Here is a 14,205-nt window from a genome sequence, read left to right as displayed (position 1 = left end):
TGCCGCAGCCATGAGAATCCCACCAACCAAGACAATTTCGAACAACAACCATGAAATCATCCAAACCGGTTTTCCTGCTGGTGGCGCTGGTGTGCGCCGGCCTGCTGGGCTTTGCCATGTATCTGCAGATCGTCGAGGAAATGCAGCCCTGCCCGCTGTGCGTGATCCAGCGCTACATGTTCGTGCTGGTGGGCATCTTTGCGCTGATCGGCGCCGGCCTGCCGGCCGGGGCGCGTCGCGGTAGCGCGGCACTGGGCCTGCTGGCCGCGCTGGGCGGCGCCGGCACGGCGATCTGGCATCTGTATGTGAAGGCGCATCCTGGCGTCTCCTGCACCACCGATCCGCTGGAAACGGCCCTGAACCAGCTGCCCACCGCCAAGCTGCTGCCGCAGATGTTCACCGCTGACGGTTTCTGCTCGGCCCCGTGGCCGCCGGTATTCGGACTGCAGATCCCGACCTGGTCGCTGATCTGGTTCGGCGTGCTGGCCGTGGTGCTGGCGGTCCAGGCCTTCAAGCGCGCGCCGCGCACCACCATCTGGAAATGATGGAACCGCTGTCCAGCTACGCCGGCTGCACGCTGGCTACCGTATTGAAGACGGCGCCGCTGGACCCGCTGGAAAACCGCATCCTGCTCTGCCATGCACTGCGTCTGACGCGGGTGCAACTGATCACGCAATCGGAACGGCGCCTGGACCAGGCCGAGTCCGATGCGCTCAAGGCCCTCTTCGCACGCCGTCTGCGGGGCGAGCCGATCGCCTACATCGTGGGCCTGCGCGAGTTCTATGGACTGGATTTCCGGGTGACGCCGGACGTGCTGATCCCGCGCCCGGATACCGAACTGCTGGTGGAGCTGGCCATGGAGCGCCTACCCACCGGCGGCGCCTTGCTGGACATGGGCACCGGGTCGGGCGCGATTGCTGTCTCCATCGCCCATAGCCGCCCCGATGCCGTGGTCACGGCGCTCGACGCCAGCGCGGCGGCATTGGCCATCGCACGCGAGAACGCCGCCGCCCACCAGGCCCGCGTAACCCTGCTGGAGAGCGACTGGTACGGCGCCCTGGCCAAGGACCAGCGTTTTGCCGTGATCGCCTCCAACCCGCCCTACATCGTCGAGGGTGACGTCCATCTGTCGCAAGGCGACCTGCGCTTCGAACCGGTGGATGCCCTCACCGACCACGGCGATGGCCTCTCCGACCTCCGCACCATCATCGATGGCGCCCCGGCGCATCTGCTACCGCAAGGCTGGCTGTTGCTGGAACACGGCTACGACCAGGCCGCCGCGGTGTGCGCCCTGCTGGCCGGTACCGGTTTTACGGACGTGCAAAGCTGGCACGACCTGGCCGGCATCGAACGCGTCAGCGGCGGCCGCCTGGCCTGACGCGCTCCCTCCACACCCTCAGTTCACTCCACAGGGGCCGCTCAGGCCGCCTGCTTTCCTCCATCCGGCGGTGATTGTGGTGATTGCGGTGCTTGCGACGACCCCTGGCCCAGTTGAGCCAGCAATGCAGCTTCCTTCAGTTTTGCATCCTGCAAGTGACGCTCCTTGACATGCCCATAGCCCCGAATCCCTTCTGGGACGCGGGCCACGGCAATGACCTGCTCCAGATTGGCCGGTGTAAGTTGTGACAAAAGGCGCATGAGGGTGTCGCGATAGGCGCCGATCAGGGCGCGCTCCTGCCTGCGTTCCCCGGTATAGCCGAAGGGATCGAAGGCCGTGCCGCGCAGGAAGCGCAAGCGGGCCAGCACGCCAAAGGCCGGCATCATCCAGCTGCCGAAGGCCTGCTTGCGCAGGTGGCCCTTTTCGTCGCGGCGGGCCAGCAGCGGCGGCGCCAGGTGGAAGCGCAGCTTGTAGTCGCCCTCGAACATGCCGGCGATCTTGGCGCGGAAGGCCGGATCGCTGTGCAGGCGCGCGACCTCGTATTCATCCTTGTAGGCCATCAGCTTGAAGAGGTAGTTCGCCACTGCCCGGCTCAGCTTGAGGCCGCGACCGGCCTCGCCCAGCGCACTCTCACGCTGGCGCACCTGCTCGACGAAATCACGATAGCTGCGGGCATAGGCGGCGTTCTGGTAATCGGTCAGGAAGGCCACGCGACGCTCCACCAATTCATCCAGCGATGGCGTGCGCTTGAAATCGATCACTTGCGCACTCGTGCCGTTACGACCGGCGGCATTGAGGACGAACTCGACGTCATGCGCCGCCACCCGGCCCCAGGCGAAGGCCTGCTTGTTGAAGTCCACCTGCAGGGCATTGAGCTCGATGGCGCGCAGCAGGGCGGCTTCCGACAAGGGGACCCAGCCCTTTTGCCAGGCATAGCCCAGCATGAACATATTGGTCGCGATGGCGTCCCCCATCAGGGCGGTAGCGATCCGGCCGGCATCGACCAGCGACAGGTTGTCGCGCCCGCAGGCCTGGGCGATCTCGCCCTCGCTGGAGGCGGTGGGGAATTGCCAGTCGGGATTGCGCACGAAGGCTGCCGTCGGCATCTGCGTGGAATTGACGGCGGCATGGGTACGCCCCTCTCCCATGCGTGACAGGGCGTCACGGCCCGCCGTGACGATCACGTCGCAACCAATGACCAGATCCGCCATGCCGGTACCGACACGGGTGGAATGGATGTGCGTCGCATCCTCGGCCACGCGCACGTGCGACATCACCGGACCGCCCTTCTGTGCCAGGCCGCTCATGTCCAGCACCGAGCAGGCGCGCCCCTCCACGTGCGCGGCCATGGCGATGATCTGGCCAATGGTGATCACGCCGGTGCCACCGACGCCGGTGACCAGGATGCCGTAGGGCTGGGCCAGCCCCGGCAGCACGGGCTGCGGCAGCGCCGGCAAGCTCGGAGCGGCGGCGGCCTTGGCACGGGCGGGCTTCTTCAACTGCCCGCCTTCCACCGTCACGAAGCTGGGACAGAAGCCGTTGACGCAGGAATAATCCTTGTTGCAGGACGACTGGTTGATCTGGCGCTTGCGGCCGAACTCGGTTTCCAGCGGCTCCACCGAGAGACAGTTCGACTGCACGCTGCAATCGCCGCAGCCTTCGCACACGGCTTCGTTGATGACGGCACGCTTGGCCGGGTCCGGGTAGGCATTGCGTTTGCGTCGACGACGCTTTTCCGAGGCGCAGGTCTGGTCGTAGATCATGGCCGAAACGCCCGGCTTCTCACGCAGCTCGCGCTGGACCGCATCGAGTTCGCTGCGATGGCGGATGGTCACGCCTTCGGCCCAGCGGGTGCCGGCCGGATACTTGTCCGGCTCGTCGGTGACGACGATGATCGGCCCCACGTTCTCGGCGGCCAGCTGGCGCGAGATCATGGCCGGATCGAGCGGGCCATCGAACTCCTGGCCGCCGGTCATGGCGACCGCATCGTTATAGAGGATCTTGTAGGTGATATTGACCTTGGCGGCGACCGAGGCCCGTACTGCCAGTAGCCCGGAGTGGAAGTAGGTGCCATCGCCCAGATTGGCAAACACGTGCTTCTCGCTGGTGAAGGGCGCCTGCCCGACCCAGGTCACGCCCTCCCCACCCATGTGGGTGAAGAGATTGGTTTCACGGTCCATCCAGGTCACCATGTAGTGGCAACCGATACCGGCCAGGCCACGGCTGCCATCGGGCAGTTTGGTGGAGGTATTGTGCGGACAACCTGAACAGAAATGCGGGATGCGGTCCTTGTCGGGATCGGGCTTGCTGCTGATGTTGAGTGCGGCTTCCTTGGCTTCCAGATAGGCCACGCGGGTGCGCACGCGCTGCTCCACCGGATGGCCGGCAAAGTAGCGCGAGATGCGGGTAGCGATGGCGCGCGCGATCTGCGCCGGGTTCAGTTCATAGGTGGCCGGCAGCAGCCAGTTGCCATGGCCTTCGCGCTGCGATCCGCTCCATTCGCCGGTGTCGTCGAACTTGCCGACCACGCGCGGGCGCACATCGTCGCGCCAGTTGTAGAGCTCTTCCTTCAACTGATATTCGAGGATCTGGCGCTTCTCTTCCACCACCAGGATTTCATCCAGTCCCTGGGCGAATTCGCGCACGCCTTCGGCTTCCAGCGGCCAGGTCATGCCGACCTTGTAGAGGCGGATACCGATGTCGGCGGCGACCTGTTCGTCGATGCCCAGGTCTTCCAGGGCCTGGCGTGTATCGAGATAGGACTTGCCGGCAGTGATGATGCCGATGCGCGCACGCGGGCTGTCCCAGATGATGCGGTTGAGCTTGTTCACGCGGGCATAGGCCAGCGCGGCGTACCACTTGTAGTTGATCATCCGCGCTTCCTGACCCAGCACGGTGTCGGGCTGGCGGATGTTGAGGCCATCAGGTGGCAGTGCGAAGTCTTCCGGCAACTGGATCTTGACGCGATCGGGATCGATCATCACCGACATCCCGGACTCCACCAGATCGGTCACGCACTTCATGGCCACCCACAGGCCGGTATAGCGGCTCATGGCCCAGCCGTGCAGACCGTAGTCCAGATACTCCTGCACCGAAGACGGATAGAGCACCGGAATGCCGCAGGCCTTGAGGATGTGTTCGCTCTGGTGCGCAGCCGTGGAGGACTTGGCGGCATGGTCGTCGCCGGCGATCACCAGCACGCCGCCATGCCTGGAGGTGCCGGCCATGTTGGCATGCTTGAACACGTCGCCACAGCGGTCCACGCCCGGTCCCTTGCCGTACCACAGCGAGAAGACGCCATCGTATTGCGCGTCCTTGAAGAGATTGACCTGCTGCGTGCCCCACACGCTGGTGGCAGCCAGGTCCTCGTTCATGCCAGGGTGGAAGCGGACCTGTTTCGCTTCGAGGTATTTGCGGGCCTTCTCGGCGGTCTGGTCCACCGCGCCCAGGGGCGAGCCGCGATAGCCGGTGATGAAGCCGGCGGTATTGAGCCCGGCGCGTTCATCGTATTGCCGCTGCAGCATCGGCAGGCGCACCAGCGCCTGGATGCCGGTCATGAAGACGCGGCCGCGCTCCAGCGCATATTTGTCGTCCAGGGATACATCGTCCAGCAGCAGGCGTTGCCCGGCGGGTAGGGGTGCGTTCATGTGGTCTCCGTGCCAAAAATCTTGTTTTTGCCTGCACATGCTCCCGGCAGCAGAATCGGCAGCAGAATCAGAATCTCGAAATCCGTCGCGCTGTCGGGAAAAGGGAACACCTCGGCCTTGTGGGCCGGGTTTTCTTAATGTTGTGGTATCAAGTTAGCACAAGGGTGATCGCCCCGCTACGCACGCTGCAGCAGGGTTTCCGGGCTTTTTTGACATACCGGAAACACTTTCCGCAGGTCCTGCGGCAATCCCGGTGATAGGGAGGAGAAAATGCCGGAAAGGTGAAAAGAACAATATTTCCGGCTGAAAAAAAATGGGCGACAAGTTCAGTTGTTACAAGCAAGACGTGAATGTAACAACCAGTAAAAGCCATTGGACGAGGTTCTGCGCTGACGTTTAATAGACCTCACTTGAACAGCGATTGATTGGTTATCCGTTACTGTGCAAGGTTCCTCCCCTCTAGTGTTGAAAGCACCACTAGCTCGCGGATCCGGCCCCCCCTGCCGGGTCCGCTTTTTTTATGTCTGCAGGGTTGGTCAGGGCTGGTCGAAGGGTCGTGGAGGCGGCGTCTTTCCAGTCGAAGGTGGCAACAATGGCAGGCTCACGCGCGGCTGCTCGCCGGTCAGGGTCTTGAGGAAAGCGACGACCTTGGCGTTTTCATCGGCACTGAACTGCCGACCCAGCTGCAGGCGCGCCATGGTATCGACGGCTTCGGTCAAGGTGGCGGCAGCGCCGTCATGGAAGTAGGGATAGCTCAGCTCGACGTTGCGCAAGGTCGGCACCTTGAAGTGGTGACGGTCTTCTTCCCTGCCGGTGACATCGGCGCGACCCAGGGCCGGATTGCTGGTCAGGTAGGGAGCGACCAGGCCCATCTTCTGGAAGGAATTGCCGCCCACCGCAGGACCGTTGTGACAAGCCACGCAGCCGGCCGACTTGAACAGCTTGTAGCCGTCCAGCTCGTTCCTGGTGAGCGCCTTGCGGTCGCCCTTGAGCCATTTGTCGAAACGCGAATTGGGCGTGACCAGGGTTTCTTCGAAGGCGGCAATGGCCTGCGTCACTTCATCGATACCCAGACGGCCGTGACCGAAAGCCTGCCTGAAGGCAGCCACGTAACCCGGAATGGACTGCAGAACATCCACCGCCAGGGCATGCGAGAAGGCCATCTCCTTGGGGTTGGCAATGGGGCCAGCGGCCTGGGCCTTGAGATCGGCGGCACGTCCGTCCCAGAACTGCGCGGCATTGAACCTGGCATTGAGCACGGTGGGCGAATTGATCGGTCCCTGTTGCCACTGGTGGCCGATGGAGGTCTTCAGGTTGTCCGTCCCACCCATCGACAGGTTGTGACAGGAGTTGCAGGAGATGGCGCCGGAGCGCGAGAGGCGGGGATCGAAGAACAGCTGCTTGCCCAGCTCGACCATGGCGCGATTGCTCACGCGGGCGGGCTGGATGGGCGTGATCGGCTCTTTCCCGGTGGTGGCGGTAGTGACGGTGGTGGTGGGGGCCGCGTGGGCGGGCGGTACCAGCAAGGTGCTGGCGGCCAGCAGCAGGGTGGACAGGATGGGCTTGAAGGGCATGGCTTACTCCTTGGTGATGGACAATGAAGCCGATCATTGTCTGTAGCCAAGGCGCCCCTTTCTTGACCTGCATCATCTCCCCGTGAAGGGTCAGCAAGCTGACCGGCGGCCTCGAAGTTCTTCTGTGGTTTTCAACGAGGCCGCCTGCCGATCTCTTCAGGTTTCAGCGATTCGGTGGCAGGTTGGTCTCGCCCGGCAGCAGGCTGTGGGCGGACAACGCTTCCTGTTGCTTCAGTCGCTCATAGATGGGCGTGAAATCGGGCGCGGTGTCATTGAACAGTTGCTCGAAATCGCGGATGACGAAATAGGTTTCCTGGTAGGTATCGATCTTGTAGAGCGTGCGCATGATGCGCTCTACGTCGAAAGGCACGCGGCGTGGCTGCTCGCTGGAGAGGCAATATTCCACCTCGCCGCCGGAAGACAGGATGCCGGCGCCGTAGATGCGCAAACCCTGTTCGCTCTGGATCAGGCCGAACTCGATGGTGTACCAGTACAGGCGCGCCAGGTAGGCCAGGCCGTCGAGCTTGAGCGCCTTCAGGCCGCCCTTGCCGTATTCCTGCAGGTGATTGGCGAAGACCGGATTGAACAGCAGCGGTACGTGACCGAAGAAGTCGTGGAACACGTCGGGCTCGACGATGTAGTCGAATTCGTGTTCTTCGCGCAGCCAGACCGTGACCGGGAAGCGGCGGTTGGCCAGATGCTCGAAGAAGGTGTGGTCCGGTACCAGGCCCGGCACGGCCACCAGCTGCCAGCCGGTGGCCTTGAAGAGTGCTTCGGTGGTCTGGTCGAAGCGCGGGATGCCTTGCGAAACATCCAGAGCCTTCAGGCTGTCGATGAAGACGTCGCAGGCGCGCCCCGGGATCAGACGCGCCTGGCGTTCATACAGGCGCCGCCACAGTGCGTGCTGGGCCGGCGTATAGGCTTCCCAGTTCTGGGCCACGACATAGTTGGCGTCGGCCTGGCTGTAGTCGCCGCGCAAGGCGCCGCTATCGGACTTGGTGGCGACGGTGGCAAAGAAATCGTCAGTGTTGGGATTGGTGCTCATGGCATACCCGTTATCAAAGTGAGGCGCATATTATGCGCCCCCTTGCCGGTATGGTCATGCGTGGCGGTGCGGGAGTGAATCTATGCGCCGGGCGGAGGCGGCGTCCGGTCCTTCTTGTCGCTGCCGATGCCGGTCACGCGGGCGCCCCATTTGAGCAGGGCCTTGAAGTTGGCCTTGACGATGTAGTCGAGCATGGCGACCTGTTCCTCCACGGCCTCCTGGAACACCGTGGCCGAATTGGCGGGCTTGATCTTGAGGTAGGCATCGGCTTCGCCGTAATCACGATGGATTTCCATGCCGGCCTTCTTGGCGATGTGCATCATCACCTTGTTGGAGGAGAGGCAGTGCATGTACAGCGTATCGACGTCGGCATTGCGGCAGCGCATGGAAGCCCGCATGAACAGGCGCGTTCCCACGCCCAGCCCGCGTGCGGCGGCCGTGACGGAGACCCCGAACTCGGCCACCACCGGCTTGATGGTGGCGCCGCTGATGCGCGTGCTTTCCTTGGGCGCGAAAGCCAGGTGCCCCACTCCCAGCAGGCGCAGGCGCCGGTCGTAGACGCCGAAGACGGTATCGCGTTCGAAGTTGATGCCTTCGACGTAGCGCGTCACCATCTCGTCGGAAAGCTTGGAGCCGAAGCGCAGCAGGCGATCCTTTTCTTCCAGCGCCAGGAAGTGGCGCAACAGGTGACGCCGCGAGCGGGGTGACAATTCCTTGACGAAGACATTCGGCTTCTCATGCCGCTCGCCCGTGGCCGCAGAGGCGCCGCGCAGTCGTTGCATCCAGCGGGTGAAGGGGTTGCCCATGGTCGGCCTCTGCTTCAGTGCTGCACCGGCCGGTGCTGCGCGACGAAGGCCTCGACCTGGGCGGTACGGGCTGCCAGGATGGCCTCGGGGATGCGTTGCGGCTGCGTCTGCTGGCCTGCAATGGCGCCGGCATCGATCTGTTGCGCGGCCTGCAGCGCACCCTCCAGATAGGGCGCCTGCGGGAAGGGCTGCTGCTCCAGGCCGGTGCGGCCGCGATGATCACACTCGGCGGCGCGCAGCATGTCGATGAAGCGCTGCGGCTTGCGGAAGGCGTCGCAACGGGCGAAGAACCTGACCAGCGTATCGGGGCGCATCTCGAAGGCGCGGCCGACGTTGCCGTGCTCGCGGGCCGTCATCAGCGCCAGGTCGCGACATTCACCGGGTACCTTCAGGCGGGCGCAGACCTGTTCGGCCAGGCGCTCGCTGCGTGCTTCATGACCATGATGACGTGGCCACATCTCGGGCGGCGTGCTGCCCTTGCCGAGGTCGTGCAACAGCGCGGCGAAGCGGATGGGCAAGGAGAAGCCCTGTGCCGCTGCCCAGTCCACCACCAGCATGACATGCACGCCGGTATCGATCTCGGGATGCCATTTTTCGGGTTGCGGCACGCCCCATAGCGCGGCCAGCTCGGGCAGGATGCGCTGCAATGCGCCACAGCTGCGCAATACCTCGAACATGCGTGAGGGCTTGCGCTCCATCAGACCACGTGCAAGCTCCTGCCATACGCGTTCGGGCACCAGGGCATCGACTTCGCCCTCTTCGACCATGCGCTGCATGAGCGCCTGGGTCTCGGGGGCCACGCTGAAATCGGCGAAGCGCGCGGCAAAGCGCGCCAGGCGCAGGATGCGCACCGGGTCCTCGATGAAGGCATCGGAGACATGGCGGAACACGCGGCGCTCGATATCGGCGCGGCCGTGATAAGGATCGACCAGGGTGCCATCTTCGCCCTGGGCGATGGCGTTGATGGTCAGGTCGCGGCGCGCCAGGTCTTCTTCCAGCGTGACGTCGGGTGCGGCATGAAAGGCGAAGCCCTTGTAGCCGGGCGCGGTCTTGCGCTCGGTGCGGGCCAGGGCGTATTCCTCCTGGGTCTCGGGATGCAGGAACACCGGAAAATCCTTGCCCACCGGACGAAAGCCCCGCTCCAGCAACTGCTGCGGGGTGGCGCCGACCACCACGTGGTCGCGGTCCTTCACCGGCAGGCCCAGCAAGCCGTCGCGCACTGCGCCGCCGACGGTGTAGATCTTCATCTTGCTTGCCTCACTTGTGATCGGGAAGGACTTCCTTCTCGGCCAGCGCCTCGGCGATCCAGCGTGCCACCGCCGGATGCGCGCACACGCGGTCGGCGTAGGCTTGCAGGGCCGGGGCCAGCGGCACCTGGTAGCTGATGAAGCGCATCACCACGGGCGCGTAGAAGGCGTCGGCGATCGAGAAATCGCCGAACAGGAAATCGTGATGGCCGAACTGCGACAGGCATTCTTCCCAGATTTCGCAGACGCGGCCGATATCGGCCTGCGCCTCGGGGGTGCGGCCCTGGCCGGGGTAACGACCGCGGATGTCCATGCTCATGGCGCTGCGCAGGCCGGTGAAGCCGGAGTGCATCTCGGCGCAGATGCTGCGGGCGATGGCGCGGGCATCGGTGCGTGCCGGCCACAGGCCACGGTCGGGGAATTGTTCGGCCAGGTATTCGCAGATGGACAGCGAATCCCAGATCGCGATGTCGCCATCCAGCAGCACCGGCACGCGGCCGGAGCCGGTGTAGCGGGCGATGTCAGCGGCAGTATCAGGCTGGTCCAGCAGCACGCGCACTTCCTTGAAGGGGATATCGAAGGCGACCATGGCCACCCACGGTCGCATCGACCAGGACGAGTAGTTCTTGTTGGCGATCACCAGCGTAGGCATGTGGCGGCCGGCTTTTTGCAGCGTCTCGGATAGTACCGGATCAAGTTCAGTGTCTTGCATGGGGGCTCGTTTCTTGAAGGTCGAAAAGCGCGGTGAGCGACAGGCTCAGCGCCGCGCGGTACTGCGAAAAAGGTCGAACTGCTGTTGCGGGCTGCGCGACGACAGGTAGCCGGGGACGATCTCCTCGACCGACCTGGGGGCAAGCCGCAGTTCGGCTGCGATAGGGCCGTGCAGTACGTTGTCCACTTGCATGGAAGCCACGTTGTCGCGGCTCATCAGCTTGCCGGGCAGGTGTTCCAGGACGAAGGCCTGCAGCCAACCCAGGGCATCCGGCAAGCCCACCACCGGGCGCGGATGGCCACTGTACCAGCCCGCCAGACGCACCAGATCACGCAGGGCGTATTGCCTGGGCCCGCCCAGCTCGAACACCTTGCCGCCCAGGCGCGGCAACGCCAGCGCATTGACGAAGGCCTGTGCCACGTCACCCACATAGACCGGCTGGAAGCGCGCCTGGGCGCTGCCCAGCGGGATCACGGGGAACATCCGGTTCAGGCCGGCAAACATGTTGAGGAAGTTGTCGCCCTCGCCAAACACCACCGACGGCCGGAAGATGGCCACGTCCAGCGCCGGCGAGGCCAGTGCTTCCTGTTCGCCGGCCGCCTTGGAGCGCAGGTACATCGACGGCCCCTGGGCATCGGCGCACAGCGCGCTCATGTGCAGGTAGCGCGGTACGCCTTGCTGCACGCAGGCGGCGACGATGCGGCGCGGCAGCAGGACATGCTGGCGTTCGAAGTCGGGCCCATAGGGCGCGCCACCGCGTGCCGGGCGCGACTGCAGGATGCCGACCAGATTGATGACTGCATCAGCCTCGGCCACCAGCCGCGCCAGCACGGCGTCGTCATGGATATCGGCCTGTACCACGCTGACCACCGGCGACACCAGCAGATGCTTGGCGCGCTCGTAGCGGCGCGTGGGGACCATGATGCGATAAGCGGTGCTGCTGCCCAGCAGTTCCACCAGCCGCGTGCCGATGAAGCCGGAACCACCGATGACGAGGATCTTCCTGACTGCCATTTGTCACTCTCCGATTTCCTGTTGGCCGCCGGCCATTGCCGACGGCGCGGGCGACGGGATCAGGGCAGGTCGGTGGCGACGCTGGAATTGGGCGCCACCGTGCCCATGCGCTGCTTCAGCGATTGCGGGCGGTTCTCGAACATGGCCGCATAGTAGGTCGCATTGGACATCACGTTCTTGACATAGCCCCGGGTTTCATTGAAAGGGATGATCTCGGCGAAGATCGCGCCTTCCACCGGACGCGGCAAGGTCGCGCGCCAGGTACGGGGGCGGCCGGGGCCGGCGTTGTAGCCGGCGGTGGCCAGGGTTTCCGAACCTTCCATGTTGTTGAGCACCATGTCGAGATAGCTGGTGCCCAGCAGCAGGTTGGTGTTGATGTCATTGACCTGGTCGGCGGTGAATTCACTCATGCCGATCTTCTTGGCGACGAACTTGGCGGTAGCCGGCATCAACTGCATCAGGCCGGAGGCACCCACATGGGAACGGGCCGACTTGATGAAGCGCGATTCCTGGCGGATCAGGCCATAGACCCAGGCGTTCTCCATGCCCAGCGGCTTGGTGGCGGCGTTCATCTCGGGCAGGTGCGGGGCCGGGAAGCGCTGGGTGAAATCGAATTCACTGCGGGTGCGATCGGAGGTATTGACCATGCGGTCCAGCACGTCGCTCTGGCGCGCGTACTCGGCGGCGGCCAGCAGCTGACGGTCGCTCATGTTGCGCAATTCCCAGTTCCATTCACGGATGGCTTCGAAGCGCAGGTTCAACTGATAGAACTTGAGCGAACGCTTGAAGCCGGCATTCTGCGAATACAGCGCCACTTCGCCAGCGCCGGGGGGCGTCGGTCCGGGCGGGATGCTGATCTTCTGGCCCAGCTCTTCCAGGGCCAGCTGACCGTAGAAGCTGAAGTTGGGTGCGATCGATTCGAACAGGCGCCGCGCGGCGTCGGTCTGGCCTTCTTCCTTCAGCGCACGGCCCAGCCAGTAGACCCAGGCGGTGTCGCTGCGCAGCGGGGCCGGCATGGCCTCGATGGTCTTGCGCACGGTCTTCCAGTCGCCATCGCGCAGGGCCATGCGGACCTTCCACTGCATGGCATCTTGTGTGAGCGCTGCATCCTTGGCGCGGCGCCAGTAATCGGAGGCTTCCGGCGCCAGCTTGTAGGACGCCGCCAGCGCAATCTGCGCCCAGCCCTGGGCGACTTCCTGCGCCGTCATGTTGCGCCCGGCATCGCCGAGATAGGTGGCGGCCTGGGTCGGATTGCTCTTGGCGATACGGCCCAGCGCGATGATGTAGAGCTGGTGGTTGGCAGCACCCTTGCCCGGCCCCTTGGCCAGCATCAGCGCCGGGCGGTCCATGACCTGGGTGACGCCGACATCGCCGCTATCGACCAGCACGGCGGCGCGACGGGCGACGGTGGCATTGCCGTTCTCGGCCGCCTGGCGGATCTGGAACCAGACATCGGCCTGGCTGAACTGGCCGTTCTGGGCCAGCGTGGAGATCAGGTCGCTGCAGCCCTGACCATAGTCCTTGGGGTTGCTCAAGAGGGCACGTGCTTCTTCGGCCACGTTCTCGCCCTTCAGGGCGCGCGAGTTGAGGGCGAAGCACTTGACCTGGACATCGTCGTTGAGCACGAACTTGGGGTATTGCTCGTCGAAGACGGTCCAGTTGCCGGTCTTGCCCAATGCCAGCAGCCAGTCGTTGCGCAGGCGGTCGACGATGGCCTGGCCATCCCAACGTGCCAGGAAATCGCGGATTTCCTGTTCACTGGCGCTATAGTCGCGCACCCGCGGCTTGAGGCGGTAGTAGTCGACGTAGGAGGCCAGTTCGTAACCGGACAGGCGCGCGGCCAGGTCCTGCGCCAGCGCGGCATTGTCGCTGGCAGCGGCCTGGCGCAGGGCGAGGAAGAGATCGTCGGGCGCGGCGTCCGGCGCCAGGCGTTTCTGGGCGTGGGCCGCTGGCGCCGCGATCAGGATGGTGCCGGTCGCCACGACCAGGGGCAGCGCCAGCGAGGTAGCCAATGAGGCGGCCAGCGCGCGCAGGCGCTGGTTGAACGGATGTTTCTTCGGACGCATACTCATGCAAGCTTCTTCATGCAGATTGATGGAACAAATAATGAACCCAAGCATAGCACGCGATGCACCCGCGCCGGAGACCGAACAGGCCCTCGCGGTGCTGCGCAAGAATGCCCTGCGCGCCGACCTGCTGGGACGTCGCAAGGCCCTGGGCGACACGGACAAGCTGCACGCCGAACAGCGCATCGGCCAGCGTGTGGTGGATTGGTGCGTCGGCTCGGCCATCACCAGCCTGGCGGTATATCAGCCGATACGGCGTGAACCCGACCTGGCTGACGCCTATAACGCGCTGGCAGCGCACGGCGTGGACCTGTGCCTGCCGGTGGTGGTGGGGCGGGAGATGCCGCTGGAGTTTCGCCGCTGGCGCCCGGGTGATGCCCTGGAAAAGGATGCCATGGGTACCAGGGTGCCGCCGGCGGGTACCGCAGTGGTCCATCCGCAGGCCCTGCTCATTCCTTGCCTCGGCTTCAACGAGGCCGGGTTCCGGCTGGGTTACGGGGGCGGCTTCTATGACCGCACCCTGGCCGGCCCGGTGCGGCCGCTGGCGGTGGGCGTGTGTTATGGCTTCGGGCTGGTGGTGTTCGAACCGCAGGCGCATGACGTGCCGCTGGATGCCATCCTCACCGATGCCGGCTGATGTCGGCTGATGTCGGCCAGCCATACGCCATTATCGATTGGACAATGAAAAAGCCGGGCCACGGCCCGGCTCTGCAACT

At 64.6% G+C, this 14,205-nt stretch carries 11 protein-coding genes; 3 read left to right on the top strand and 8 right to left on the bottom strand.

The features are described from left to right. The first annotated feature begins 50 nt into the window (after positions 1-50). Both ACEOAC_RS03130 and prmC read left to right on the top strand, forming a co-directional pair. Complete coding sequence (locus tag ACEOAC_RS03130; protein WP_006465135.1) at positions 51-545, top strand: disulfide bond formation protein B; 495 nt, start codon at positions 51-53, stop codon at positions 543-545. Continuing rightward, positions 545-1,378: a peptide chain release factor N(5)-glutamine methyltransferase gene (gene prmC, locus ACEOAC_RS03125; protein WP_413445710.1), complete on the top strand. Its 834-nt coding sequence runs from the start codon at positions 545-547 to the stop codon at positions 1,376-1,378. The genes ACEOAC_RS03130 and prmC overlap by 1 nt, the downstream gene beginning before the upstream one ends. 41 nt (positions 1,379-1,419) lie before the next feature. Here the strand turns inward: prmC and ACEOAC_RS03120 are convergent, their stop codons facing one another. The 8 genes from ACEOAC_RS03120 to ACEOAC_RS03085 all read right to left on the bottom strand — a co-directional run bounded on the left by ACEOAC_RS03120 (position 1,420) and on the right by ACEOAC_RS03085 (position 13,495). After that, positions 1,420-5,025, bottom strand: a complete 3,606-nt coding sequence (locus ACEOAC_RS03120; protein ID WP_413628680.1) for an indolepyruvate ferredoxin oxidoreductase family protein — start codon at positions 5,023-5,025, stop codon at positions 1,420-1,422. A 536-nt stretch (positions 5,026-5,561) separates the two neighbouring features. Continuing rightward, the gene (locus ACEOAC_RS03115; RefSeq protein ID WP_413628679.1) at positions 5,562-6,599 is read right to left on the bottom strand and encodes a cytochrome-c peroxidase; all 1,038 of its coding nucleotides are present in this window, start codon (positions 6,597-6,599) and stop codon (positions 5,562-5,564) included. Positions 6,600-6,762: 163 nt separating this feature from the next. After that, positions 6,763-7,644: a phenylalanine 4-monooxygenase gene (gene phhA / locus ACEOAC_RS03110; RefSeq protein WP_006465139.1), complete on the bottom strand. Its 882-nt coding sequence runs from the start codon at positions 7,642-7,644 to the stop codon at positions 6,763-6,765. 80 nt (positions 7,645-7,724) lie between these two features. Further along, positions 7,725-8,450 (bottom strand): GNAT family N-acetyltransferase, encoded by a 726-nt coding sequence (locus tag ACEOAC_RS03105; RefSeq protein WP_413445166.1) that lies wholly within the window; start codon positions 8,448-8,450, stop codon positions 7,725-7,727. Between the two features lie 14 nt (positions 8,451-8,464). After that, positions 8,465-9,697: a multifunctional CCA addition/repair protein gene (locus tag ACEOAC_RS03100; RefSeq protein WP_413445167.1), complete on the bottom strand. Its 1,233-nt coding sequence runs from the start codon at positions 9,695-9,697 to the stop codon at positions 8,465-8,467. A 10-nt stretch (positions 9,698-9,707) separates the two neighbouring features. Then, positions 9,708-10,409 (bottom strand): glutathione S-transferase family protein, encoded by a 702-nt coding sequence (locus ACEOAC_RS03095; protein ID WP_006465142.1) that lies wholly within the window; start codon positions 10,407-10,409, stop codon positions 9,708-9,710. A 45-nt stretch (positions 10,410-10,454) separates the two neighbouring features. After that, the gene (locus ACEOAC_RS03090) at positions 10,455-11,423 is read right to left on the bottom strand and encodes a complex I NDUFA9 subunit family protein (RefSeq protein ID WP_234294788.1); all 969 of its coding nucleotides are present in this window, start codon (positions 11,421-11,423) and stop codon (positions 10,455-10,457) included. Between the two features lie 59 nt (positions 11,424-11,482). Beyond that, positions 11,483-13,495: a transglycosylase SLT domain-containing protein gene (locus ACEOAC_RS03085; RefSeq protein WP_413628678.1), complete on the bottom strand. Its 2,013-nt coding sequence runs from the start codon at positions 13,493-13,495 to the stop codon at positions 11,483-11,485. A 34-nt stretch (positions 13,496-13,529) separates the two neighbouring features. Here ACEOAC_RS03085 and ACEOAC_RS03080 point away from each other — a divergent pair, with 34 nt between their 5' ends. Further along, entirely contained in the window at positions 13,530-14,126 is a 597-nt protein-coding gene (locus ACEOAC_RS03080; protein WP_413445519.1) for a 5-formyltetrahydrofolate cyclo-ligase, read from the top strand. Positions 14,127-14,205 lie beyond the last annotated feature (79 nt).

This window comes from Herbaspirillum frisingense, assembly GCF_047325095.1.
Lineage (GTDB): Bacteria > Pseudomonadota > Gammaproteobacteria > Burkholderiales > Burkholderiaceae_D > Herbaspirillum > Herbaspirillum frisingense.
This window is presented reverse-complemented; position numbering and strand designations above follow the sequence as displayed.

Coding starts and splice junctions, on each gene's coding strand:
- ACEOAC_RS03130 (WP_006465135.1), top strand. CDS start 51: ATGAAATCATCCAAACCGGTTTTCCTGCTGGTGGCGCTGGTGTGCGCC.
- ACEOAC_RS03095 (WP_006465142.1), bottom strand. CDS start 10,409: ATGCAAGACACTGAACTTGATCCGGTACTATCCGAGACGCTGCAAAAA.
- phhA (WP_006465139.1), bottom strand. CDS start 7,644: ATGAGCACCAATCCCAACACTGACGATTTCTTTGCCACCGTCGCCACC.
- ACEOAC_RS03115 (WP_413628679.1), bottom strand. CDS start 6,599: ATGCCCTTCAAGCCCATCCTGTCCACCCTGCTGCTGGCCGCCAGCACC.
- ACEOAC_RS03105 (WP_413445166.1), bottom strand. CDS start 8,450: ATGGGCAACCCCTTCACCCGCTGGATGCAACGACTGCGCGGCGCCTCT.
- ACEOAC_RS03090 (WP_234294788.1), bottom strand. CDS start 11,423: ATGGCAGTCAGGAAGATCCTCGTCATCGGTGGTTCCGGCTTCATCGGC.
- prmC (WP_413445710.1), top strand. CDS start 545: ATGGAACCGCTGTCCAGCTACGCCGGCTGCACGCTGGCTACCGTATTG.
- ACEOAC_RS03120 (WP_413628680.1), bottom strand. CDS start 5,025: ATGAACGCACCCCTACCCGCCGGGCAACGCCTGCTGCTGGACGATGTA.
- ACEOAC_RS03080 (WP_413445519.1), top strand. CDS start 13,530: ATGAACCCAAGCATAGCACGCGATGCACCCGCGCCGGAGACCGAACAG.
- ACEOAC_RS03085 (WP_413628678.1), bottom strand. CDS start 13,495: ATGAGTATGCGTCCGAAGAAACATCCGTTCAACCAGCGCCTGCGCGCG.
- ACEOAC_RS03100 (WP_413445167.1), bottom strand. CDS start 9,697: ATGAAGATCTACACCGTCGGCGGCGCAGTGCGCGACGGCTTGCTGGGC.